The organism is Gilvimarinus sp. 1_MG-2023 (assembly GCF_030548285.1).
Genome location: NZ_JAUOSC010000017.1, coordinates 1 through 21,277 on the forward strand (window position 1 = coordinate 1; position 21,277 = coordinate 21,277).

The following is a 21,277-nucleotide window of genomic DNA, read 5'->3' on the forward strand; positions in this document are numbered from 1 at the left end:
CGCAGAACGCAGAACGCAGAACGCAGAACGCAGAACGCAGAACGCAGAACGCAGAACGCAGAACGCAGAACGCAGAAAAGTTTGTTGCTGCTCCCTGCAAGAAACAAGAATTATTACTGAACGCAGTAGATTTTGTTCCCTGACAAGGCAACGTAGCTCAGAGGACAAAAGACAAGTTTAAGGGCCTTTAGCTCAGTTGGTTAGAGCATCCGACTCATAATCGGCAGGTCCCCAGTTCAAGTCTGGGAAGGCCCACCATCCAATAAAAAAGCCCCTGCCAATTTATTTTGGCAGGGGCTTTTTTATTGGATGGTTGTTTTCTAGAACTTGTTCGCTCTGGCCAGCTCACTAATTGCGCAAGCAATTCGCAACGAGGCGAAGCCGACGCCCGCAGGGTCAAAAAGACTCTAGTCTTTTTGATTCACTCTGGGGGAATCCTTCGCAACCACTTCCAAAACCTACATTCACCACATCCATGTAGCCGGATTAAACCGCGCGCCCACCCCGTTTTATCATTCCTCCGGCATATTGATATTAATATCAGTGGCGCCGCAAACACTGAGCAGCTGTTTGATACGGGGCAGGCAGTGGTGGGCGTCAAAGTTACCGTCCAGGGCACATTCAAACTGGTTGCCATTGGCGTTAAAGCCTTCAAACCAGACTCGGCCCAAGGTTTCTTCGCAGTCGTCCATTAGCTGTTCAATTTCCTGCTCTGCCGCCTCGCCAAAGCGCTCAAACTGCTCCTCCAGCCAGGCGCCCTGCTTGCCCTCGTACAAACCAGCCAGCATTTTCTGCCAGGCTTCACAGTCTTTCTCTGAGCTCTTAAAGCAGATGGTATTAAAAATACTCATAGCGGCTATTCTCCGTGCTTTTTCTTTAGCGCTTGCCACATACGTTTGACTTTGGTGTCGCCTTCGATGCCGTCAAAAACTTCTCGCAATTCATCGAGAAAGCCTTGACGTACTGCCTTTTGCTCGTTTGTTAGAGGAAATTTTGGTTGGTAATCCAAAACAGAATTCATTTGACGGGTCATCAGTCTCTCTATACGTGAATCGCCGGGCACGCCATCAAAGTCCTGTTCATCCATCTGAGACAGCAAATCAAAATAATATCTTTTCCTTAGCATATAAGCCCGTGGTAGGTCATCGTCTTCGCCAGAAATCCAATAGGATAGTCTAGGACCAAACATCAACGTAAAAACCCTATCCACATCCACTTCGAATTGGGCGTATTCTTTATTTTTCCCGATCGGCACTCTGGATTTGAAGTTTCGTTTAAAAGTGCTACCCAGAAAGTAGTCCCACTGTGCCAGCTCTTCTTCTGGGGTGTAACCAAAACGAATCAAGTCTCCTTCAATTGTCCAATATAGCTTATGCTCAATTACAAATGGGGACTCGATTATGTGCTCCAACACAAAATCCCATCCCTCTTCTGACTTGAGTGGAAAGTAAGTAAACAAGGAGCTATCACTTAGTACATTGCGCGACAGTATTTCTCCGGTCATAAAGTAGTGTTCTATTTCCTTTAAATCTTTTTTTCTGACTTCGCCCTTAATTGCTTCCCGCACCACGGCCCACTGCTCCGCGCGACGGGCGATCCAATCGGGGGCTTTAGTAATAGATAAGTCCACAATTCCCTCCATTTATTGCCTTTGTAATCCTTCGCCCCTTTTATCACTGAGGACGTCATCAATGCTTATTTGTACCAGATTTTCAAAGATCATCGCAGTGCGTTTTATTCTACCTATTATGTTCAGACAAATCACAGCCATAAGACTGCATCAGCCAGTGGTACGAAATGAAGCTTTGTTTGTGAGCTCTGCAAACGGATCTGTGTGGAACTCCAGCTCTTATCGAGAAGCTCAGCAGGTGTGGGGTGGATTTTGATACCGGCGAGGTCACGCACGAGGCTGAGGACGCAAAGCTGCCCGTTCGGTGGGTGCGCGAGAGTGCGCCCTAAGGCTTCGGCTACCGGCCTTACGGCAATGCATATTACGGGGAGTTCAGAGTATGATGAGCTCCTTGGTCACAGTGGATGAAACGTTGAGGGAATGGTGTATGAGCTATGTGAAGGTGTTTGGGCTGTGTGTTGGAATGATTGTGCTCGCCGGGTGCAGCGAACCGACGATAGACGCCTCCTCGGAGAAGGCGATGAAAGCCTCGGTCACCGAGGTTAGGGACTCGCTGCCAGAGGGCGAGCGCGATAAGTTCGAAAAGGCTGTGCAGGTGCTGGCAATGAGTCACATCAACATGGAAGACGTGCTCTCAGGCGGCAGCGATGGCCTCGGGACCATGCAGAGGCGGTTTTACCAGTCGATTGATGGCAAGACTGCCGCCGAGGTGTTCGCCGAGGCTGATATTATTATCGCCGAGCGAAAGGAGCGAGAGCGCCAGCAGGCGCTAGAGGAGATACGCGAGCTGGAGCAAAAGCGCGTTGACTCGGGCAGTGCCCGCGAGAAACTCAAGCAGTTCGAGGTGATGCGGTCCCGATTCTATCTGAAGGATCGAGATTTCACTCGTGATGCACCGGTCATTGAGCTGACCGTGAAAAACGGCACCGATCAGGCCATATCGAGAGCGTACTTCGAGGGTACCATTGCCAGTCCGGATCGCAGCGTGCCCTGGCTCAAAGACACGTTCAATTACGATATTTCAGGCGGTTTGGAGCCGGGCGAGGAAGTAACCTGGACTCTTGCGCCCAACCCCTATTCGGACTGGGGCAAGGTTGATGCTCCCGCCGATGCGGTATTCACGGTGACCGTCGAGCGGCTCGATGGCGCCGATGGTGAGCCGCTCTATTCGGGCCAATTGTTCGATGAGGACGACCAGAAGAGGTTGGATGAGCTTAAGACGCAGTACAGCGCCGAGTAACGAAGCCGGGCGCCAGAGGTGCCTCAGGCCGGGGCCGGATAGTCTTCGGTCCTAGTCGCTCAGTCGTAGCTTGGTGCGCTCTGACTATAGGCGCCGTGCTTGAATTCAACTTAGAAGCTCCCAAATGGGTTGGCGATAAGGGAGCAAGTAAGAAAAATAATTAAAAGTTTATACGATACGAGCTAAAAGTGGCCAAACTATGATCCCCCGCACACAATTTATTTTGGCAGGGGCTTTTTTATTGGATGGTTGTTTTCTAGAACTTGTTCGCTCTGGCCAGCTCACTAATTGCGCAAGCAATTTGCAACGAGGCGAAGCCGACGCCCGCAGGGCCAAAAAGCCCCTAGTCTTTTTGATTCACTCTGGGAAGGCCCACCAATAAAGACCGCTATCTTCTCAGGTAGCGGCCTTTTTTATTGACCTTTAGCTCAGTTGATTAGAGTATCCGACTCAGCTTTTATAGAATTCGGGGCAGGTCGACAGTTCAAGGTTATCCGGTCTAAACCATATAAAAACCACTATAAACTTACAGCTCGTCTGTCTGATCGGACGCAACATAAGGGCTGCTGGTTTGGATATGAAACTCCCCCATCAGAGATTGATGCACAGGGCACCGATTAGCGACCTCCAATAAACGCCGGTGTTGCTCGTCGCTTAATGTACCGACATAACTTATTTTTCTCTCAATCACACTGTCTATGCCTGACCCGCCTTCTTTATTGGTTTTAAGTCGGCGGTGGGTTAAACGTACTTCGAGCTGTTCTATCGCCAGCTTTTTGTGATTAGCATACATACGCACGGTCATGGAGGTGCAAGCCCCCAATGACATAAGCAGTAATTCATAGGGACTGGGACCTAAATTACTGCCGCCTTTATCTTCCGGCTCATCGGCTTGCCATTGGTGATCGGCACTGTACAGCCCACGCAAAAACTGCGTATTTTTTTCGGTAACCAATACCTCCGCAGGTTCCACACTGGGGCGGTCCTGACTTTGCACTGGGGGCGGATCTAGTTTTAAGTAACGACTGGCCCACGTCGTCAGTGTTAGCGCAACATAATCGGCATCTTTCTGCCGACTGAGTAAGTGGTCGGCATCATCCAGTGACACGTAACTTTTGGGATGCTTTGCGGCTTTAAAAATTTTCGTCGCCTCGGTTACATCCACCACAAGATCAACCGGCGAATGGAAAATCAACAGCGGCTTGCGCAGAGCCGCGATGGTATCTGTCAGCGGCCATTTGCCTAAATCCTCCAACAACTCCGCGCCCAACTCAAAGGTTCGACCGGCAATCGTAACCGGAGCACGGCCGGTTTGACGGATATCACATGCTTGATCCGCAAATAAATGCTCAACATGGGACGGAGATGCCGGCGCAGCGATGGTAACCACCGCTAGCACCGAGTCGAGCCGGCGTGCCACCGCCAAAACAGCGGCGCCACCTAAGCTGTGGCCAATGAGTAATGAAGGGGCCTGGTACTGCCGGGCTAAAAATAGCGATGCCGCTTCCAGATCTGACACATTACTGGAAAAGGTAGTGTTGGCGAAATCACCTTCGCTGCTGCCCAGACCGGTAAAATCGAACCTCAACACAGCAATCCCTTGATTGGCTAGAGTGCGAGCAATACGAGTGGCAGCTACCACGTCTTTACCACAGGTAAAACAATGAGCAAATAACGCATATGCTTTCGGTGTGCCGTTATCTGGCAACTCTAAGGCACCCGCCAAGGTGTGCCCCTCGGTACTGGTAAACTCAACCTTGTGACGCGACATAATGCCTCCGTATAGCCAATAAATGTAAGATCCAACCGTTAACCCTGTAAAACACGGCATGCTGTCTTCGGCCCAGCCGGGAAAGATCCATACGTTAACCCCATCAGAACATTAGAGCGAAATTTAGGCAAGCGCACCCCGTTAAGCGTGGCGATAAACGCGAGGCAAAACAAAGCACCCTTTGAACTTTTTTGTTATGGTAGGCGCCTACTAACGGACTGACATGACAAAATTGCACCGATGATGCTTAAAAAGTTTGTGATTTACCTAGCGCTGATGGTGGTTGCTCTGCAATCAGGCATGACGCTGGGCGATATTCACCACTGGCATCAATCGGGTAATGGGCACTGGGTGTTTGACGCTTCACATCAGCCCGCCGATACTCCCCCCTCAACCTTTACCGATTCAAACAACAGCGATACCGTCGTTATTGATAGCAACTCGCACGAGCTGGATTGTCAAAATTGCTGTCAGTGCCACGGCCATTTTTGCTCGGCCTTGCTGCTATCGGCGCAGCATCTACTGCCCAGTAAAGCCATCAGCCCACCCACTGAGTACACCGTTGGCACCCGTCCCGAGCCGCTCGAATCCTTTTTACGCCCTCCCAAAGCCTGAGCCCTTAACTTCTGATACCACTTGGTAGCGGGCGTTAATACGCCGCCACAGCCTGTTGGCTTTTTGCCGGCTGACGACGGCCTTGCCCGCACCAGCGAATGCAGCTTGAACTTAGGACTTACTCATGGAGTTGAACACCATAACGCGCCGCTGTCGGCGCTTGCTGGGGCTTATGCTACTCGGCACCAGCATCCACTCGCTGGGGGCACCGGCAACACCGGCTAATACGCTAACCCTGCAGGATGCTTTAACCCGCACGCTGGCTCACAATCCGGCGCTATATCAATACCGTTTTCACAAGGCCGCACTCCTTGCCAGTAAACAAAATGACGCACTTAGCCCGGCGTTAGCGGTCGAGCTAAACGTTGAAAATATCGCGGGGACAGGTGCCAAACAAGGCGTGCAAGAAGCCGAGACAACCTTGGCGCTGTCGTCGGTGATTGAATTAGGAGGCAAACAGCAAGCGCGGCTTACCTATGCCGATGCTCGCATCCGTCATGCGCAGTATCAGCACCAGGCCACCAGCTTAGATGTATTGGCACAGTTAACCACCCACTATATTGAAAGCCTTGCCACCCAGGCCAATAGGGAGCTGGCCCAGCGCTCGCTGGATTTTACCCACTCTCTGCTCGACACCATGTCGGAGCGGGCTCAACGCGGCGCCACCCCCGAGGCCGAAGTACTGCGCGCCAAAGCCGCCGTGGCTCGCGCCGATATGCAATTAACGGCGCTGCAACGCAAATTTGAGCGGCAAAAAATTCAGCTCGCTCGCTACTGGGGTGAAACTCAAACGCCTTTTCAGCGTTTAGATGGCAGCTTATTTGAGTTTGGCGCCAGCGAGCCCTTTGCCGAGCTGTATCAGCGCGCCCAACGCTCACCCGCCCTGCAGGTCTTCGCCAGCGAAAAGCGCCTTCAGGAGGCGCAGTTATCGCTGGCACACGCCGACCAACGCAGCGACTTAACCTGGCGGCTTGGGGTAAAACATTTTGCCGCAACAGATGACGCCGCTTTAACCGCCGGAGTTTCAATGCCGCTGTTTGCCAACCAGCGCGGTAGCACACAGGTAAAAGCGGCCCAGGCGAAACGCGATGCAATCGATTATGCCGAAACAGACCAGCGATTACGCCTACACGCACAGCTATTTAATGCCTATTCGCTGCGCCAACAAGGTATCGACAATGCGACGAAAATGGCCGAGGTCGTGATTCCAGCGCTAGAGCAAGCGCTCGAACTCACCCAAACCGCTTACGACAATGGCCGCTACCAATACCAGGACTTAATGGCCGCGCGCGAAGAGTTGTTAGCGGCGCGGCAGGCGCGTATTGACGCCGCCACCACCGCGCTCGTCAGCCAAGCACTGATAGAACAACTAACCGGCGCGCCTTTTACCCAATAATCAAAATATTTTTAGTTTGTTAACCAGCAAACTCGGGACTTAACCTTATGAAGATTTCAACCATCGCACTGCTGTCACTCGCAAGCTTGGTGTTTAACGCCTCGGCACTCGCCTCGGACGAACACGGCCACGATGATCACGGCCACAGCGACGATCACCACACTGAAGAAAACCACAGCCGTATTCAGCCGGAGATGGCTCACCAGCTGGGCATTGAAACCACTACAGCCGGCCCACAAGAACTGCGCCAAACCATCACCACATACGGCGCCGTCGCCACCGATCCCGCACAATTGAGCCATGTGCGCGCCCGCTTTACCGGCACGTTAAAAGCCGTGCGCGCCACCACCGGTGACCGGGTAAAAGCCGGTGACACACTGGCCGTGGTGGAGTCGGACGAAAGCTTTAATGCTTATACGCTGCACGCCCCTATTGCCGGACAAATTATTCAGCGCCACGCCAATATCGGCGAAAGCACGCGTGATCAGGTTTTATTTACCATCGTTAATACCGATAAGCTCTGGGCCGAGCTGCGTGTGTATCCGCAACAACAAAACATCGTGGCCGAGGGGCAAACCGTTTTTATTGACACCGTGCACACCCAGCTAAGGGGGCTTATTCAACATATGATTCCCGCTATTGATGGCCCCTACCAACTGGCCCGGGTTGAGCTCGACAACACCGACGGACATTTAACACCGGGGTTAATGCTGCAGGCACACATACAAGTGGGGCACTTTACCGCGCCCGTGGCGGTGGCCAAACAAGCCGTGCAAAAAATGGGGGACAGACGCGGTGTTTTTATACAGCACGAGCATACGTACACCTTTACGCCACTAAAGCTGGGCGCCAGTGATAACAATTTTTACCAAGTGCTGGCCGGATTAGCACCGGGCGCGGAGTACGTCAGCGAAAACAGTTATTTAATTAAAGCGGACATCGAAAAGTCTGCCGCTGAACACAAACACTAAGGGGCGCTAGATGATTTATTCAATATTGCGTCTGGCCATCGACAAGCGCTGGGCCTTTTTATGCATGGCGCTGGTGATTATTGCCGTTGGCGCCTGGAGCTATAAACAATTACCGATTGATGCGGTGCCGGACATCACCAATGTGCAGGTGCAAATCAATACCGAGGCGCCGGGCTACTCCCCCCTTGAGGCTGAGCAACGTATTACCTACCCGGTAGAAAATGCACTGGCGGGGTTGCCCAGCCTTTCTTACACACGGTCTTTATCACGCTATGGTTTGTCGCAAGTGACGGTTGTGTTTAACGAGGGCACGGATATTTATTTCGCCCGCAACCTCATTAACGCGCGCTTAGGGGCGATTAAAAGTGCACTGCCGTTGGGGCTCGAACCCAAAATGGGACCCATAGCCTCAGGTCTGGGCGAGATTGTGTTATACACGGTACAGGCCAGCGCCGAGGCGCGCACCGCTCAAGGTGAGCCCTATAGCGCCACCGACCTGCGCGAAATACAAGACTGGATTATCAAGCCCCAGCTCGCGCAAGTGCCCGGTGTTATCGAGGTCAACAGTATTGGCGGCTACCATAAGCAATACCATGTACTGCCCGACCCAACTCAACTGCTGCATCACAAAATTAGCTTGCGTGATATTCACCACGCACTACAGGCCAACAACGACAATCGCGGCGCCGGCTATATTGAGCGCAACGGTCAACAGCTATTGGTTCGCTCGCCCGGCCAGTTGGCAACTATCGATGATATCGGCAATGTCATTATTGCCGAGCGCGATTCAACACCGATAAAAATTAGTGATGTCGCCGAGGTGGCCATCGGCAAAGAACTGCGCACCGGGGCCGCCACACGCAATGGTCAAGAAACCGTATTAGCCAATGTGATGATGCTCATCGGTGAAAACTCGCAAGCGGTGGCACAAAACGTAACCGCCAAACTTGACGACATTCAAGCCTCCCTCCCCCCTGGGGTTGTGGCAGACATTGTGTACAACCGCACCACCCTAGTCGATAAAGCCATTGCCACCGTGGCTAAAAACCTTATGGAAGGCGCCCTGCTGGTTATCGCCGTACTGTTTATTTTGCTGGGCAACTTTCGCGCGGCATTAATCACCGCTCTGGTGATTCCGCTCAGTATGTTAATGACCATTACCGGTATGGTAAAAACTGGCGTTTCCGCCAACCTAATGAGTCTGGGTGCGCTTGATTTTGGTTTGATTGTCGATGGCGCGGTGATTATTGTTGAGAACTGTGTGCGCCGCCTGGCTATCGCCCAACGCGAGAGCGGCCCACAAGCCTTGCGTGAGCGATTAAACACGGTGTTTACAGCCACCGCCGAGGTGATACGGCCCAGCCTATTTGGTGTTGCCATTATCACCATTGTTTACATTCCCATATTCAGCCTCACCGGTGTGGAAGGCAAAATGTTTCACCCCATGGCGGCGACCGTGGTGATGGCACTGCTAAGCGCCATGGTGTTATCACTCACCTTAGTGCCCGCAGCGGTGGCTGTGTTGATGAACGGTGAAATTCAAGATCGTGAAAACTGGTTAATGCGCCGCTCAAAATCACTCTACTACCCACTGCTCACGCTGGCGCTCAAGTGTCGCTGGGCAGTGGTGGGTTTTGCCTCACTGTTAGTGGTTGTGTGTCTGTGGCTGGCCACCACTTTGGGTTCAGAATTTGTCCCCCAACTGGATGAAGGTGATGTTGCCCTGCACGCCATGCGCATTCCGGGCACAGGGCTTGAGCAGTCGGTCAGTATGCAAAAAACCTTAGAAAAACATATTCGACAATTCCCCGAGGTGGATAAGGTCTTCTCTCGCATTGGCACTGCGGAGGTGGCCACCGACCCCATGCCGCCTAATGTATCGGATAATTTTATTACCTTCTTGCCGCGCCATGCTTGGCCCAATCCGAATAAAAGTAAAGCGACGTTACTGGCCGACATTGAAACCAGCTTAAAAACTTTGCCGGGTAACAACTATGAATTTACCCAGCCGATTGAAATGCGCTTTAACGAACTTATCTCCGGCGTGCGGGCCGATTTAGGCATCAAGCTATTTGGTGACAACTTAGATCAGCTGGTGCTTACGGCCAACGAGATACTCAGTATTGTTAATAGCGTTGAGGGGGCGGCCGATACCAAAGTGGAGCAAGTCACGGGCTTGCCCACCCTGTCGGTAATACCTAAGCGCGAGGCACTGGGCCGCTACGGATTAAACGTCGCCGACTTACAAGCTTGGGTTGCCACAGCCATCGGCGGTGAATCCGCCGGCATTATTTATCAGGGCGACCGGCGCTTTGAATTAGTAGTGCGCCTGCCGGAAACATTGCGCCGCGATATCGAGGGTTTAGCGTTTCTACCCATACCGCTTAGTGACGGCGATTATGTGCCACTGCAAGAGGTGGCCGAGCTGAGCATCGCCCCGGCACCGGCGCAAATTAGCCGGGAAAATGGCAAGCGCCGTATTGTTATTACCAGCAATGTACGCGGCCGCGATTTGGGCAGCTTTGTCAGCGAAGTGCAAAACCGCATTGCTCAGCAGGCGGATATTCCACCCGGCTATTGGCTCGATTACAGCGGCACCTTCAAACAATTGCAATCGGCCAGCCAGCGTTTATCCATCGTAGTGCCGCTCACTTTGTTACTTATATTAGGCATGCTAATGATGGCGTTTTCATCCTTAAAAGAAGCGTTGATCATTTTTACCGGTGTGCCCTTAGCGCTTACCGGCGGTGTTCTCTTGCTGTACGCGCGGGGTATGCCGCTGTCTATTTCAGCAGGGGTTGGGTTTATTGCGCTGTCCGGTGTGGCCGTGCTCAATGGTTTGGTGATGCTCGCGTTTATTCGCGACCTGTGGCAACAAACCGGAGACTTAACGCAATCGATCATCGACGGTGCCATGACCCGCCTTCGCCCGGTACTGATGACCGCACTGGTAGCAAGTTTGGGGTTTATCCCCATGGCGCTCAACACCGGCACCGGCGCGGAAGTGCAGCGGCCCCTGGCCACGGTAGTCATTGGCGGTATTCTCTCATCCACCCTGCTTACACTGCTGGTACTGCCAGTGTTATACCAGTGGGTGCACCAGCGCGCCGATAAAGCTCCTGTGAAAAAGTGATAGCGATGCAGGCCCCGAACGGAGCCTGCTACAGTAATTATTGCGCGGGGGCGCCTAAGGTAAATACGCCGTGTAGGTTTTTCTGATAATCAGGCGTTTGCATTTGGCTGACGGAAAAAACAAATTCAGACGCTTGGTATGCGCGTACGGCTTCGGACTCGCCCTCGATTAATACGCCGGCCAAATCCAATTGGCTGGCGTTAACCGACACGGCAATATCACCTTGAATATGCGCGTTGGTCAGCTCTATTTCAGCATTGTCGGCCTGTAGCCCAATAGCACTATTGCCTAGATTTACGTTGCGCCCCACCAGCTTGCTGTTGTTAACTTGAAGCGAATTGGCGGTAACGTCTTGCAAAAAAACATTCTGACAATCATTAATCTCAATCGCTTGATAATGCCCCGACAACTGCACCCCACTTTGCCCCGAACATTGATAATCCCCGTGATTTTCCTCACTCCCTGCCGACGAGCTAACCGATGTTTTGCTCTGTAAAAAGTTCGTAATCGGCGGGCCGACTAAATCTGGATAGAGTATGGGCATATGCCCCATGCCGGGGAATATTTCCAGCTCGGCATCGGGAATTTGTCCGGCCAAGAGGTAGCCGGTTCGCAGCGGGGCCACCGGATCTTGCTCGCCCCATAGCACCAGGGTGGGCACATCGAGTGTGGTTAAATCGCCGCTGTAGTCTTCGCCGACTAAGGCAAAAGCTGCGTTCATATTGGGTTGGCCTTTTAAGGTGGTGCCCCAAGCCGTATCGCTTTTACTGAGCAGCGCGGTGGGGTCTGGCAGTGCATCCCAGCGCAGTATCGAACCGCCAATTTCGCGCACCAGCCCGCTAATACCGCCCTGCACTTCTTTCGGCAACGCATTAAAATAAGACAACATACCCGCCTCTAGCGGCAGAGCGGTTGAATGACCGGCAAAGGTGCTGCGCTCTAAAATACCGGCGGCGCTGATTAACACTAAGCGCTCCACCGAGGTCGGGTAGCGTGTCGCCAAACGCAAAGCCACGGCACCGCCCATGCTGTGGCCCACCAAATGAAACTGCTTAATACCAGCCTGGTGCAACACACTGTGCACGGCGACGGCGTAGTTACTGGGCGAGTATTTGCCCGTGGGCACCTCTGAGCGGCCAAACCCCGGGAGATCAAAAGCCACAACCCGATACTCTTGAGCCAAAAGCGGCATCACCTTGCGCCAATCACGCCAGCCGTTTTGTCCCAAACCGTGAATTAACACAATCGTTTCACTGTTCTTTCGCCCGGCTTCTACCCAAAACATTTTACTGCCGAAAACGGGCTCCGTTTCATAACCGGTGCGCCACCCTTGCGGCAAATTTTCCTCAATAGTGGCCTGTTCCGTCTCGGCCCAAACCAAAGGCGAGAAAGCCACGCCTAAACAAACCAAGCACGGCAGAAAAAAAGTGCGAATACATACATTAAAGATTTTCATAGTGAACATCTTGCCAACAAGCCTGTCTATGGATTATTCATTTTATCAGATAGTGCAACCGATACCGCATGGACGTCGACCTTCATCATAAAGCACACGGTTATATAACACCCACTCAGGGTTTTCGCGACGGCGCGGCTTATTGCGCCTTGCCGATAGAGCTTGATGCTAAGCGCTCCTCGCCCTACCGCTTACCCCTGCTGATTAGCGCGGCCATTGCATCGCTCATTCTGCACAGCTTGCTTTTATTTTTAACACCGGCTAAACCCGTACCACAGGATCAGCCCACGGCTATTCAGATTACTCTGCACAAAAAGGCCGACACTGCCATACCAACACCCCAAACAGCCGCGGCTGTGCAAAGTGCGAAAAAAGCACCGCAACCGGCGCATACGAACACTGCCCTCGTTGCACCAACAAAACCGGCAGCGGCACCTTTACCCGAAACACTGCCTCACACGGGGCAAGCCAAAGCTAAACCCTCTGCGAGCAGGCCCACCGTTACAAGACAGGCTGATATAACGCAATCGGGCACATCCACCCCAGCGACTGAAGCTGGCAATATCTTTCACCCCGGCTTAAGGCAACAGCTGAAACGGGCCCGCAGCCACTCGGCACAGCCAAGTGCCAGCACTGAACACTATTACAGCTTTCGCGATCCGAGCGGTGCGACCCGTGTGAATATGAAAGGCCGGTGTTTTCGGCAAAGCCTCAGCCACAATACACGCGGCACCGATTGGTATATAACAGGCTGCCTTGACGATAACAGTGAAGGCGCCAGTATACTGTCCGGCCTCAAACAACAACTTCAACGCTAACGCGGTGGCTTATCTTCCGCCTGCTCGGTGCCACTGTCTTCTTGCAACACGCGGCGTAAATCATCCAAGTTTTTGCGAATCGCTTTACCGTAAGATTTATCGTCGCCCCAGGCCTGAGCGAGCTTTACCAGTGACTTTTCATCGTGTTGTTCGAAAAGCTCACCGGCGCGCTGAGCGGCATGATCAGACTGGCCCAATTGCTTTAAGGCATCAACCCCCAGAGCCAGTGCCGAATGGAACGTCTCGCGCTGAAACCCCTCCACCTCGGCCTCCATAAGCTGGTAGGCGTGACGACGATCCACCGCGCGCACCAATATCTTAAGATTGGGAAAATTCTCGCGCGCTGTTTGAATTATCCGCATTGAGCGCTCAGGTTCATCCACTGCCACAATCAGGAGTTTGGCCTCATCGCCACCGGCGGCATGCAACAAATCACGACGCGTGGCATCACCGTAGTACACCTTCTTACCGAAACGACGCACCAACTCAACTTGTCCGGGGCTGTGATCCAGAATCGTTAGCCGATAACCTTGTGCGGCCAACAAGCGGCCGACGATTTGCCCGAAACGGCCATAGCCGGCCACAATAACATGATCGGTGGAGGCGATATCTGTATCCAGCTCTGGTGTTTTTTTATTGCGGCTGGCGTGTGAAAACAAATACTCATAGGCGACCAGTAACAACGGGGTAACCAACATCGACAGCGCTACCGTGAGAATCACAATGCCGCCAATTTCGGCATCAAAGACTTTTGCATTTTGCGCAGCTGCAACAATGACAAAGGCAAACTCACCACCCTGTGCCAACGCCAAACTGAACAGTAAGCCGCGCCAGCGCCCCATTCTAAAAATACTGGCCAGCATTAGCAGTACCAGTAGTTTGCCACCAACTAACAAACCAACACAGAGGGTGATTAACAGCGGATTTTCCAGTAACAATTGAAAGTTTATACCCGCACCCACGGTGATAAAAAACAACCCCAGTAACAACCCTTTAAACGGCGCTATATCGACTTCTAGCTCATGGCGGTATTCACAATCGGCCAAAACTACGCCAGCGATGAAAGCTCCCAAGGCGGGTGATAAACCAATAAACTGCATCAGTACTGTAATCGCCACGACAATCAGCAGCGCAAACGCGGTGAAAATTTCCTGCGAATTAGTGGCGGCAATTAACCGGAAGATAGGTGCCACCAAAAAGCGCCCCGCCAATATCACCAAACTAATGGTCAATACGCTGGCCGCTACTTGATACACCACCGGCCAATGAGCAATCGCACTTTGATGCTGCTCGGTCGAGCTATGGCTGACCGTGGACAGCAGCGGTAGGAGTGCCAAAATAGGAATAATGGCAATATCTTGAAATAATAAAACTGAAAATACGTTAGAGCCCGCCGGAGTATTGAGCAATCCGCGCTCTTCTAGCGACTGCAACACAATAGCGGTGGACGAGAGTGCCAGCGCCAAGCCAATGGCTAAGGCTATTTGCCAGCTGAGTGAAAACAAGCTGAGCAAAAGCGCCATAATCAAGCCTGCAGATAACAACACCTGTAGGCCACCCAAGCCCAAAATAGGTTTACGCAAATCCCACAAACGGGCCGGCTGGAGTTCAAGCCCAATTAAAAACAGCATCATCACCACGCCAAACTCCGCCACATGCATGACTTCCGTTTGATCGCCCACTAATGATAATGCGTAAGGGCCGATAAGTACCCCAGCTAATAAATAACCCAGCACCGAGCCCAGGCCCAGGCGCTTAGCGATGGGCACAACCACCACCGCGGCGAGAAGATAAATTAGGATGTTGACCAGCACAATGAGGGCCTCAGGCTACTGGGATGTTTAACCCCGGGATTTTTTCACCAAATCGTAGGCAACCTGAATCTCTTTCGAGCGCTCGGTGGCGGCCTTCACAGCATCGTCGGGCAACCCCTGCCCAGCCAGCTTATCGGGATGATACTGGCTCATCAATTTACGATAAGCACGCTTGACCTCGGCATCGGTGGCGCTGGAGGTTACACCCAAAGCCTCATAGGCACGGGCGAGCTCGTCGGCGCTGGAGGCTTGCGAGGCGCCACCAGACTGGCGATAACCACCACTGCTAGAGAAGCTATTTTGCGCCTTAATCATGCGCAGCAGCTGCTCAAAGGCAAAGCCGTTAACGCCTAAGCCTGCGGCCACTTCACGCAGCACACGTTCTTCGGCGGCATCAAACTGTCCGTCCACCAGGGCAAGATTCACAAGATAGGTGAGCAGCATTTGCACAAGGTTGTTGTTGCGGCCACAGCGGGCGCGAAAATCGCTCAGTACCTTGGCAGGCTCAAACCCCTTCGCCGAGCCTTGCTTAAACAACTCAATGGCCTCGCGCCGCTGATCGGCTGACAGCCCCATTTGATCCATCAACTGCTCAGTACCGGCCACCTCAGCCTCACTGACGCGCCCATCGGCCTTGGCTAGATAGCCCAACAAGGTGAAAGTGGTTTCAAAAAAGCTGACTTTCAGCGCCTCGCGCTCTTGTGGCGAGACCCGGGCGGTATTGGCTGCATAGCCTTTGTCGAATATATGGCCGAGAAATACCCCTAAAATTGCCCCCACAATATTAAACAACACAAAACCGATTGCACCGCCAATAAGCTTGCCCATTATCGAACCCTATTTCGCTCTATTGAAAAGACCTTAGCTTACCATATAGGCCGCTTGAGGCCTGCGGACCAAACCAGATTAAGCCAGAAACAAACAAATAATTTGCCGCTAAACCTACGACCTAGACCATTCAAGACCACCTAGATTGCCCGTAACCTGCAATATCCTTAACCTGCGCAAGCCCTAAATTCAGCCGCGCAGAGCTTTAGGCCCAGAAGTCGAACGCTGTGGTAAAAAAAAAGGGCGAGATGGCATTGGCCTCTCGCCCTTCTCTCTGGCGCCCTAACTCTTAACTCAGAGCACTTTTAATCCGAGGGCTTTTACTCAGATTACAGCAGCTTACTGGCGAGTTTTTACCGGCTCGCCCTGGTTACCAATCACAATCTCGACTCGGCGATTTTGCAAGCGACCGGCAGAGGTATCATTACTGGCAACTGGGTGCGCCTCACCATAGCCCTGGGTAGAAATGCGTGCGGCATCAACACCGTGGCCAACCAAATTCTCTTCGACGGCACTGGCACGACGATCGGAAAGGTCGAGATTGTATTGATCATTACCCGTACTATCGGTAAAACCTTCAATCAAGACTTCGCGCTCAGGGTACTCTTGCAAAAAAGAAGCAACTCGCTGCAAGGTTCGCTCAGAGCCGGATTTTAGCGTTGCCTCATCCAACTCAAACAAAATATTCCCTAAAGTGAGCACCAAACCGCGCTCGGTTTTCTCAGTCGAGATATTCTCAAGCTCGGCCTCCAATTTACTGGCTTTAGCACTCATTTGTTCGGCCCGTGCCTGCGCTTCTTGTGCTGACTGCTCAGCCTGTAAGGCACGGCTTTGCGCCTGCTCGGCCTGTTCACGCGCCTGCTGCGCTTGCTGTGAAGCTTGATTGGCACGATCTTCCGCCATTCGAGCCTGTTGCTCTTTTTCGGCTGCACGTAACTCAGCCTGCTCCGCTCTTTGAGTACGAGCGGCCAATAACAATTCATGACGTCGATCATCGGCTTGCTCCACCAACTGATCTGCTTGCTGCATGCGAGAGGTTTGCGTGGCAATGGCTAATTTCCGCTCGACCAGATACACTTGCTGCTGAATCACACTTTCATCGGCATCGGCATCAATCAATCGCTCAAGCTTTTCAAGCGCTTCATCGGCCTCTTTTAATTGAACCGGCGCATACTTGCGTGCTTGATCAACCGTCGACACTTGTGTGTACTGACCTTCTAAGCTACTCAAACGTTTGTCTTCCATCGGGGAAGTGGCACAGCCCACTAACATTGCCGCAGCAATAGCAGACATAACAAAAGTCTTTTTATTCAACATTGTCTTTCTCCCTAACCATTGAGAATATTTGGTAGAAATATTTACTGATTACTTGACTTCTCGCTCTAGCGCTCGCAGATTTTTTTGCACCTGCTGTGCAGCCTTTTCTGATTTCTCAGCATTACTGGTGGCAATGGCGAGATTGGAGTCGGCAATAGAACGATCCAAATACGAGGTCGCTTTTTCATACTCCTCTTTGGAAATCAGCTCGTTGGCCATTTTTAGATTTTTTTGTGCTTCGCGAAACACAACGGGTGCGTGGCGCTCAGCATTTACTGACCGGGCCTGTTCAACTCGGGATTGTGCTTGAGCCAACAAGCTTTCAGGTTTTGGCTGACCAGTTGCGCAACCGGCAAGAACCAAAGCCAAGGCCACGGAAGACAGTACTGTGAATAGTGATTTCATGTTCCTCTCCTTTGTAATAATTACACTTTCTGTAATGATTATTGAAGAAAACGCCTAAATTACTAAGCATTTCTACTTCTCCAAGGGTAACTGCAAACACAGAGCCAACTTAGAATTTAATTTGAATATAAATAAACCCTGATAACACTAAAATTTATAAATATGGAAGGGTAAAATGAATTAAGACGCTATAGTAGTTATGACTTTAAGTAGCTACCAACTAATAAAAGAAAGATATAGCTCATAAAAATTATCTTTAAAAACAATGTTAAAACAGGACTAGTATTAACGACACATCAATGAATGATAATTATAAATTGTATTTTCCTATCATTAATGCGCCAACAAACCTTTGAAACCCTTATTGCGCATAGCCTTTCACATATCAGCATATCGACAACTTCACAGTTATAACGTTTTCTACAAATGAGAACGTTATCGCAATATTCCTGTTACATCTCTGAAATAATCCGCCCGTGTTCAAGCAGTACTACTTTTTTGGATTTATCAACCATCTCTTATTTACATAAGTAGTTTGAAACAAGAATGATATTTTCATTCAATGCGACGCTGACAATCGTCGTGATAAGTATATTTTAATAACGTATGCGTCATTAAGGCGCTGAAATTTTTTCTTCGGAGAAATGTCATGAAGCTATTAACTAGCAGCTCGATACTTGCCCTAAGCATGATCGCCGCATCAGCCGGCGCCGTCACCATTAACAACCCCAGCTTTGAAAATGGTTTTGATGACTGGAATGATGACGACCCATCGGCCGTTTCCGGTGATGCTTACTCAGGCAACAACTCTGCAAAAATAACCGGTGAAGGCGGCCGTGTAGAACAAGATATTTCGCTTAGCGCCAACACTAACTATCGTTTAACCGCTTATGTGTTGGGCTCTGGCACTGTTGGCGTCAACATCAATGGCGCCGTGTTTGATACCGATTCTGATGACGACGACTGGAACCAAGTTCAAGTCGATTTTAATTCTGGCTCGAATACCTCAGCTGAATTATTTGCCAAATATCATAACGGTACTGGCCGCTTTGATGATTTTACAGTCGAGCAAATTGGTGGAACTTCTTCGTCTTCATCGTCCTCTTCCAGCAGCTCAAGCCCAAGCGATGATGTCGAAGCTTCGGCCAGCACGGACGACGGAAATGTAGCCGCTAATGTTTTAGATAATGATCTCGATACGCGCTGGTCAGGCAACGGCGATGGTGAGTGGTTAGAGCTTGACTTAGGCAGCGTGCAACAAGTTGGCAGTGTTAATATCGCTTTCTACAATGGCAATCAGCGCAACTCTTACTTCGACATTCAAGCCAGTAGCAACGGCAACAACTGGGAAACCGTATTATCTAACGGCCAAAGCTCTGGCTCTACAAACTCACTTGAAACCTTCTCGGTAGTAGAAACCGATGCTCGCTATATACGCTACGTAGGGCATGGTAACAGCTCCAACAGCTGGAATTCAGTCACCGAGATGAGTGTTAATTCAGAAGGTGGCAGTGATAGCAGCTCATCGTCCAGCTCTAGTTCTAGCAGTGGCGGCTCAGGTGGTGACATTCCCGACCTAATCACCGACGGCAGCCTATTTGACTTGGAAGGCGAAAACCCACACCCATTAGTGAACGACAGTACTCTTCGGTTTGTTCCTTTGCAGGCTCAGGTGACTACGCCTAACGGTAACGGTTGGCGCCACGAGTACAAGATTAAATCAGGTCTGCGAATCGCCATGACCGATACCTATGAACTGTTCGAAGCCGATATTAAGGTCGACATGTCAGACGGTGGTAAAACAATTGTGGCGCAACACCACGCTAGCGATACCGGTACCATTATGAAACTCTACGTTTCTGATTCGTCGGAATCGGGCTTTGATGACAGCGTCGCCTACAACGGCATCTTCGATGTATACGTACGCTTGCGTAATACCGATGGTAATGAAGAGAAGTATGCACTGGGCACCATCCGCAGTGGTGATACCTTCGACTTGCGAGTGATCAACGACTACGGGGATGTTTACGTTTACTCTATGGGTAACAGTTTTGGCATTCCTGTAGAAGACGACTCAGCGTCATACTTTAAATTTGGTAACTACCTGCAATCGCAAGACACCAGAACCAATGATGACTGCGGTGAATCTGGCGATTCAGACTCGTTTGAAGAGTGTTACGAAGACCTTGGCATTACCGAATCTACTGTGACCATGACCAACGTACTTTACGAGCGCGAAGAAAACTAAGCCCATTCGAGAGCAAACCCAGATGCCATAGCTGGCATCAAGGCTAGCCCGCCCCACCTGCGTGGGGCGGGCTTTTTAATGGAAGAAATAGAGAGCGGCTGACGTCTGGTACCTGGCAAAGATCGACACCTTATTTATGACAATCATATTAGCCACTGTATGCCAGTACAAACCATAACGACCTCAGAGCTCATTAATCGTGCCACTTATGCAACGACAGTTTCTTTCGGGTTATCGCCGTATTGGTTCGTACCCGGTTTGCTATCCATTACCATAAACACCAGTAATATAAGTGCGCCAACTAAAGGAAAGAATGCGATCAGAACCCACCAACCGGTGCGGCCAGTGTCGTGCAGCCGACGCACAGAAACCGCAATACTCGGAACAACAATCGCCAGATAATATAGACCACTCAACAAACCCAGCCCAATCTCGGCATTAAACATTCCAGCCATATTGTCGACTAAACCCAACACAAGAATAGCAATAATATTAAATAATGCGAAAAACCAATACTCTTTTCTTCTCGCCCGACCACTAAATACTGCATACTTTTTTAAGACTTCCAGATACCAACTCATAATTTATCCTTTTTTATGCCCCCTAGTGAAATTTAGATAACCGCGGGGGTGACAACTATCTAATGATTTTTAATTTGACAGGATAAGAAAAATAAATTTTACCGTAGATTTAGGGAATACTAACTCCAACTCTAACGTATTGAAGTCATGATTTATTCTATAGCCCATCGCTTCCAATTAGATCAGACATCAACACAACGCCAAGCTAAGCTATAAAGTGATCAAGTACATTTCACCAAGCAAAGTTCACCCTTTAGAGCGCCCCCCAATCCTACCCAAACCAGACCAGCAAGGCTTCACTCACAAGCTTAATCCCTGCAAATGCCAACAGCACATAGCACATGCCGTAAAACCATTTATCCGATACGCGGTGGTGAAGCCACACGCCTAAGCCCACACCAATGGGAACTAAGGGCAGAAGCACTAAAGAGGTATAAAACGCGCTTAAATCCAGCTGGCCAGTCCACACATAAGGCACTAATTTAACGTAGTTAACCACACTGAAAAAAATTACCGTGGTGCCGACAAATACGGTTTTGGGTAATTGCTGCGGGATTAAATAAATGGAAATGGGTGGGCCACCGGCGTGGGCGATGTAACTAACAAAGCCCGCCACTGCCCCCCAAAATCCGCCGCGCGTAACGCTGGCTTTTTGTGCGACGACGCGCTGTATAACATGCTTACCCCACAAGTAATGCCCCACAAAATACAACGCCATAATACCCACTATAAAACGAATTTTATTAGCATCCATATAGGTGTGCATAGCAGCGCCTAAGGCTAAACCGAGCATAGCCGCAGGAAATAAAATTAATAAATTGCGCTTGTCCCACTTACCGCGAAAGCTCCATAGGCTAACCAAATCCATACTGCACAAAATCGGCAGTAACACGGCAGCCGCTAAACGCGGATCAACTGCAAGTGACAGCACTGGTACGGCGAGCGAACCCAAGCCGCCGCCAAACCCACCTTTCGACAACCCCACCAGCAGCACAATTGGTACGGCCAAAAGGTAAAACATCCACTGATCAATCATTATTTCCACCACTTATTT

The 21,277-nt window shown here is 50.9% G+C and carries 17 protein-coding genes and 1 tRNA gene; 8 read left to right on the forward strand and 10 right to left on the reverse strand.

Annotated elements, in window-relative coordinates; genetic code table 11:
- Positions 1-181 precede the first annotated feature (181 nt).
- Positions 182-258 (forward strand) — tRNA-Ile (locus tag Q4563_RS14570).
- 254 nt (positions 259-512) lie between these two features.
- Here the strand turns inward: Q4563_RS14570 and Q4563_RS14575 are convergent.
- Together Q4563_RS14575 and Q4563_RS14580 are read right to left on the reverse strand one after the other, a co-directional pair.
- Entirely contained in the window at positions 513-851 is a 339-nt protein-coding gene (locus Q4563_RS14575; RefSeq protein ID WP_303604967.1) for a hypothetical protein, read from the reverse strand.
- Between the two features lie 5 nt (positions 852-856).
- Positions 857-1,630 carry a hypothetical protein gene (locus Q4563_RS14580; protein WP_303604968.1) on the reverse strand — a complete coding sequence of 258 codons (774 nt, stop codon included), beginning with the start codon at positions 1,628-1,630 and terminating at the stop codon, positions 857-859.
- A gap of 427 nt (positions 1,631-2,057) precedes the next feature.
- Here Q4563_RS14580 and Q4563_RS14585 point away from each other — a divergent pair, with 427 nt between their 5' ends.
- Positions 2,058-2,870: a DUF6694 family lipoprotein gene (locus Q4563_RS14585; protein ID WP_303604969.1), complete on the forward strand. Its 813-nt coding sequence runs from the start codon at positions 2,058-2,060 to the stop codon at positions 2,868-2,870.
- 526 nt (positions 2,871-3,396) lie between these two features.
- Here Q4563_RS14585 and Q4563_RS14590 read toward each other — a convergent pair.
- The gene (locus Q4563_RS14590; protein WP_303604970.1) at positions 3,397-4,641 is read right to left on the reverse strand and encodes a bifunctional alpha/beta hydrolase/OsmC family protein; all 1,245 of its coding nucleotides are present in this window, start codon (positions 4,639-4,641) and stop codon (positions 3,397-3,399) included.
- A gap of 240 nt (positions 4,642-4,881) precedes the next feature.
- Here Q4563_RS14590 and Q4563_RS14595 point away from each other — a divergent pair, with 240 nt between their 5' ends.
- The 4 genes from Q4563_RS14595 (at position 4,882) to Q4563_RS14610 (ending at position 10,756) form a co-directional block, all read left to right on the forward strand.
- Positions 4,882-5,256, forward strand: coding sequence for a hypothetical protein (locus Q4563_RS14595; protein ID WP_303604971.1), 375 nt, complete (start codon positions 4,882-4,884; stop codon positions 5,254-5,256).
- 124 nt (positions 5,257-5,380) lie between these two features.
- On the forward strand, positions 5,381-6,652 hold the full coding sequence (locus Q4563_RS14600; protein WP_303604972.1) for a TolC family protein: 1,272 nt from the start codon (positions 5,381-5,383) through the stop codon (positions 6,650-6,652).
- 47 nt (positions 6,653-6,699) lie between these two features.
- Positions 6,700-7,623, forward strand: coding sequence for an efflux RND transporter periplasmic adaptor subunit (locus Q4563_RS14605; protein ID WP_303604973.1), 924 nt, complete (start codon positions 6,700-6,702; stop codon positions 7,621-7,623).
- 10 nt (positions 7,624-7,633) lie between these two features.
- Positions 7,634-10,756 carry an efflux RND transporter permease subunit gene (locus tag Q4563_RS14610; RefSeq protein ID WP_303604974.1) on the forward strand — a complete coding sequence of 1,041 codons (3,123 nt, stop codon included), beginning with the start codon at positions 7,634-7,636 and terminating at the stop codon, positions 10,754-10,756.
- A gap of 37 nt (positions 10,757-10,793) precedes the next feature.
- Here Q4563_RS14610 and Q4563_RS14615 read toward each other — a convergent pair whose 3' ends face one another.
- A complete protein-coding gene (locus Q4563_RS14615) occupies positions 10,794-12,212 on the reverse strand; it encodes an alpha/beta fold hydrolase (protein ID WP_303604975.1) in 1,419 nt (472 codons plus the stop codon).
- A 68-nt stretch (positions 12,213-12,280) separates the two neighbouring features.
- On the opposite strand from Q4563_RS14615, the gene Q4563_RS14620 reads away from it, so the two are divergent.
- Positions 12,281-13,030, forward strand: coding sequence for a hypothetical protein (locus Q4563_RS14620; RefSeq protein ID WP_303604976.1), 750 nt, complete (start codon positions 12,281-12,283; stop codon positions 13,028-13,030).
- Here Q4563_RS14620 and Q4563_RS14625 read toward each other — a convergent pair.
- The 4 genes from Q4563_RS14625 to Q4563_RS14640 form a co-directional block, all read right to left on the reverse strand.
- Positions 13,027-14,844 carry a monovalent cation:proton antiporter-2 (CPA2) family protein gene (locus Q4563_RS14625; RefSeq protein ID WP_303604977.1) on the reverse strand — a complete coding sequence of 606 codons (1,818 nt, stop codon included), beginning with the start codon at positions 14,842-14,844 and terminating at the stop codon, positions 13,027-13,029. The genes Q4563_RS14620 and Q4563_RS14625 overlap by 4 nt on opposite strands.
- Before the next feature lie 27 nt (positions 14,845-14,871).
- On the reverse strand, positions 14,872-15,672 hold the full coding sequence (djlA, locus tag Q4563_RS14630) for a co-chaperone DjlA (protein WP_215976088.1): 801 nt from the start codon (positions 15,670-15,672) through the stop codon (positions 14,872-14,874).
- A gap of 339 nt (positions 15,673-16,011) precedes the next feature.
- Positions 16,012-16,989 (reverse strand): OmpA family protein, encoded by a 978-nt coding sequence (locus Q4563_RS14635; protein WP_303604978.1) that lies wholly within the window; start codon positions 16,987-16,989, stop codon positions 16,012-16,014.
- 48 nt (positions 16,990-17,037) lie between these two features.
- A complete protein-coding gene (locus Q4563_RS14640) occupies positions 17,038-17,394 on the reverse strand; it encodes a DUF4398 domain-containing protein (protein WP_303604979.1) in 357 nt (118 codons plus the stop codon).
- Between the two features lie 649 nt (positions 17,395-18,043).
- Between Q4563_RS14640 and Q4563_RS14645 the strand changes: the two genes are divergently transcribed.
- Entirely contained in the window at positions 18,044-19,642 is a 1,599-nt protein-coding gene (locus Q4563_RS14645) for a polysaccharide lyase family 7 protein (protein WP_303604980.1), read from the forward strand.
- Positions 19,643-19,848: 206 nt separating this feature from the next.
- On the opposite strand, the gene Q4563_RS14650 is transcribed toward Q4563_RS14645, so the two are convergent.
- Together Q4563_RS14650 and Q4563_RS14655 are read right to left on the reverse strand one after the other, a co-directional pair.
- A complete protein-coding gene (locus tag Q4563_RS14650) occupies positions 19,849-20,223 on the reverse strand; it encodes a DUF805 domain-containing protein (protein WP_303604981.1) in 375 nt (124 codons plus the stop codon).
- A 271-nt stretch (positions 20,224-20,494) separates the two neighbouring features.
- Positions 20,495-21,259: a sulfite exporter TauE/SafE family protein gene (locus Q4563_RS14655; RefSeq protein WP_303604982.1), complete on the reverse strand. Its 765-nt coding sequence runs from the start codon at positions 21,257-21,259 to the stop codon at positions 20,495-20,497.
- Positions 21,260-21,277 lie beyond the last annotated feature (18 nt).

Coding starts and splice junctions, on each gene's coding strand:
- Q4563_RS14575 (WP_303604967.1), bottom strand. CDS start 851: ATGAGTATTTTTAATACCATCTGCTTTAAGAGCTCAGAGAAAGACTGT.
- Q4563_RS14585 (WP_303604969.1), top strand. CDS start 2,058: ATGAGCTATGTGAAGGTGTTTGGGCTGTGTGTTGGAATGATTGTGCTC.
- Q4563_RS14590 (WP_303604970.1), bottom strand. CDS start 4,641: ATGTCGCGTCACAAGGTTGAGTTTACCAGTACCGAGGGGCACACCTTG.
- Q4563_RS14595 (WP_303604971.1), top strand. CDS start 4,882: ATGATGCTTAAAAAGTTTGTGATTTACCTAGCGCTGATGGTGGTTGCT.
- Q4563_RS14600 (WP_303604972.1), top strand. CDS start 5,381: ATGGAGTTGAACACCATAACGCGCCGCTGTCGGCGCTTGCTGGGGCTT.
- Q4563_RS14605 (WP_303604973.1), top strand. CDS start 6,700: ATGAAGATTTCAACCATCGCACTGCTGTCACTCGCAAGCTTGGTGTTT.
- Q4563_RS14610 (WP_303604974.1), top strand. CDS start 7,634: ATGATTTATTCAATATTGCGTCTGGCCATCGACAAGCGCTGGGCCTTT.
- Q4563_RS14615 (WP_303604975.1), bottom strand. CDS start 12,212: ATGAAAATCTTTAATGTATGTATTCGCACTTTTTTTCTGCCGTGCTTG.
- Q4563_RS14620 (WP_303604976.1), top strand. CDS start 12,281: ATGGACGTCGACCTTCATCATAAAGCACACGGTTATATAACACCCACT.
- djlA (WP_215976088.1), bottom strand. CDS start 15,672: ATGGGCAAGCTTATTGGCGGTGCAATCGGTTTTGTGTTGTTTAATATT.
- Q4563_RS14635 (WP_303604978.1), bottom strand. CDS start 16,989: ATGTTGAATAAAAAGACTTTTGTTATGTCTGCTATTGCTGCGGCAATG.
- Q4563_RS14640 (WP_303604979.1), bottom strand. CDS start 17,394: ATGAAATCACTATTCACAGTACTGTCTTCCGTGGCCTTGGCTTTGGTT.
- Q4563_RS14645 (WP_303604980.1), top strand. CDS start 18,044: ATGAAGCTATTAACTAGCAGCTCGATACTTGCCCTAAGCATGATCGCC.
- Q4563_RS14650 (WP_303604981.1), bottom strand. CDS start 20,223: ATGAGTTGGTATCTGGAAGTCTTAAAAAAGTATGCAGTATTTAGTGGT.
- Q4563_RS14655 (WP_303604982.1), bottom strand. CDS start 21,259: ATGATTGATCAGTGGATGTTTTACCTTTTGGCCGTACCAATTGTGCTG.